A 2,635-nucleotide genomic window follows, 5' to 3' on the forward strand; every position below is an offset into this window, starting at 1 on the left:
TAGCTGGTTCAGAGTGCGGCCGCAATAACCAGGCTAGGCAAGATCGCCCAAGGCCCCTGCGGGGCCCCGGGCTGGACAGCCTACGCTGCGCTCCGGCTGCCCCTGCTAGCGGCGTTATGGTGCCGGTCGGTAAAAATTAATATTTGTGTGGCTGCATTTTTTTCGTACAGTTTTGGTGTCCAGCATTTGGCTTTTTTGCCTCGGCACATTCAAGCAGTTTCGTTCCTAGAGTGTTCGCTCGGGTTCGGCAGAATAGGGCGATTCCGCTGCAGTATTGTGGCGTGCCAATAAGATAAAAACAGGTTGGGGAAAGTGCGGTATTATTTTCTCGTTTTATTCGTGCAGTGGCCAGCCAAGCCGTGGCTGGCAGCGTGCCGGTAAGCGAGTCCCCAGTGCGGCAAGCCATAACCAGGCCAGGCAGTTTGCTCCGGGCCTTCGGCCCTCCGCGGGACAGCTTACCTTGTGCACGTTTTGCGCGGTCGCTTCGCTCCCATTTTCGCGCAAAACGCGCACAAGGTAAGCTGCCCCTGCTGGCGGCGTTAGGGCAGTAAGATCATGAGTATCGTGCCTGTCACTGAAGGCGATTGGGCGCTTTTAAAAAATATTCGGCTGGAATCACTTCAAGATTCACCTGATGCATTTGGTATTACGTACGCAGAAGCAAAAGAGATCCCGGAAGGTAAATGGAAGTCATTGGCTTCGGGAGTAAACGATTTAAAATTCTTCTTTTATCGTACTGATAATGAAATTATCGGATTGGTCGGCGGCGTACTTTTGGATGGTGAGTACGAGCTAGTTTCCATGTGGGTAAAGCCGGATCAAAGAAAAATCGGAGTTGGATTCAGGCTGGCTAAAGAGCTGCTTGCTCACGCAAAATCTCATGGCTATAGCTCTGTTGTGCTGAGTGTCTCGGTCAATAATCAAGCAGCATACAGGCTCTATTCAAAGATAGGATTCAGAGTTGTAGAGGAAAAATATAGTGGTTCCAGGGCGGAGCTAAAGAAAATGGTATGGCGCTCCGCCTCCGAGCCCTAACAATGCAATGCAGCCGACGGCTTACTTTGTGCACTTTTTGCACGGTCGCTGCGCTCCTATTTTCGTGCAAAAAGCACACAAAGTAAGCCGCGGCTGATCGCGGCGTTAGGCATCTTAATGAACATGGAAGAATACGAAGAAATAGAGCCAAAACCACTTCCAAGATGGGTCACAATTCCATTGGGTATTGTCTTTGCTCCATTTACTCTTTTATGTGTTATAGGCTCAGCAATACTCTTAGTGGCACCGAACGTACCGCCAACATTTCTCACTATTTCTTTAGGTAGTGTATTTTTAGCTGGTAGTCTTTGGGTGTTTTACCTTTCGCTTCGGCTGTTGTTTGTAAATCCAAAAGGTAAGTCCAAGCTTGTGTCTCCATTAGGGCTCAAGGTAGTCGCGCTAGTTTTTGCAGCAATTCCAATTATTTCAATTGTGCTGGGTACATTCTGGGAAAAGCCCATCATCCATAGCATCATGACCATTGCATATATTGGTATAGTGTTACGTTTGTGGGGTGTAGCCAACCATCGGAGCCAAAATGCCTAACAAATTGCTCAAGTACACTCCGGCCGCAAAAGGCGCGGCCTCCGCGGGACAACCTACACTGCGTTTCGGTTGCCCCTTAGCAAGGCGTTACGTGTCAATACTAAATAAGCAATGAGATAGATCATGCATACAGTAATTTACGTGATGCGCCACATTGATATTGGTGGTCATATAGATATTCCATATAAAAAAGTCGGAATTACTGGGGCAGGAAACGCCACGTTAAGCTCGCGGCTTCAGCAAATTAGTAACACGAAATCTCCAATTAAAGCCCAGTACGTCGCGGCATGGGAGCACCAGGATGCAAGGGCTGTTGAAACTGCGTTACATATGCTTTTAGAAGATAGCCGAATAGAGGGAGAATGGTTTCTAGACAAAGATGACACTCTCGTTGAAAGAATGCAGCCCATTATGGAGCTCATTGGAGCTAACGAATTGGTCATAGAAGAGAGCGATGATGAATACACTCGTAGTATTCTAAAAAGAGAGAGTGAAGAGCGTGAAAAAACAGATCATATTCTTCTTGCTGAAATAGCAAATCTTTTAGATATGCCGCTCCGATCAAGCTCTAGGATCGCGGGTCCAACTTTTTTCAGCGATGGAAAACAATTAACGTACTATGTTAATGCCAGAAAATCTGGTAAGCATCATCTTTCAATAGGTAGAAGCAAAGCAGTTTTCGGTGAGATTCGGGATTTTCTTGAATCAAGAGGCTACGATGTAGAGCAAGGTAAGAAGGGTGGCGCCAGAGTACTGGGCATCTCCAAGAACATGATTGCCGAAGTTATTAACAGCATCGAAGCTGAGTTCGAGCCAGAACCAGCTTAACCACGTAACAAAGCGCTGCAGCCGACGGCCAACTTTGTACACTTTATGCGCGGTCGCTGCGCTCCCATTGTCGCACATAAAGCGCCCAAAATTGTCCGCGGCTGAGCGCGGCGTTATGGTGCCGGTCGGTATTTTTTTGTTTTCAGTGGTTGCTGAAAATTTAGTGCCGCAAAATAGCTTCCAATATTGGGCCAATTGGGCCGGTTGCTATTCAATCAAGTTCGTT

3 protein-coding genes are annotated in these 2,635 nt (G+C 47.4%); all 3 read left to right on the forward strand.

The window, feature by feature from the left end:
* Positions 1-555: 555 nt before the first annotated feature.
* On the forward strand, positions 556-1,035 hold the full coding sequence (locus LCM31_RS16205) for a GNAT family N-acetyltransferase (protein ID WP_224871794.1): 480 nt from the start codon (positions 556-558) through the stop codon (positions 1,033-1,035).
* A gap of 117 nt (positions 1,036-1,152) precedes the next feature.
* Positions 1,153-1,581 carry a hypothetical protein gene (locus LCM31_RS16210; protein ID WP_224871796.1) on the forward strand — a complete coding sequence of 143 codons (429 nt, stop codon included), beginning with the start codon at positions 1,153-1,155 and terminating at the stop codon, positions 1,579-1,581.
* Positions 1,582-1,704: 123 nt separating this feature from the next.
* Positions 1,705-2,409: a GIY-YIG nuclease family protein gene (locus LCM31_RS16215; protein ID WP_224871797.1), complete on the forward strand. Its 705-nt coding sequence runs from the start codon at positions 1,705-1,707 to the stop codon at positions 2,407-2,409.
* The last annotated feature ends 226 nt before the right edge of the window (positions 2,410-2,635 follow it).

This window comes from Microbulbifer agarilyticus (assembly GCF_020171345.1).
In the GTDB taxonomy this organism is placed as follows: Bacteria; Pseudomonadota; Gammaproteobacteria; order Pseudomonadales; family Cellvibrionaceae; genus Microbulbifer; species Microbulbifer agarilyticus_D.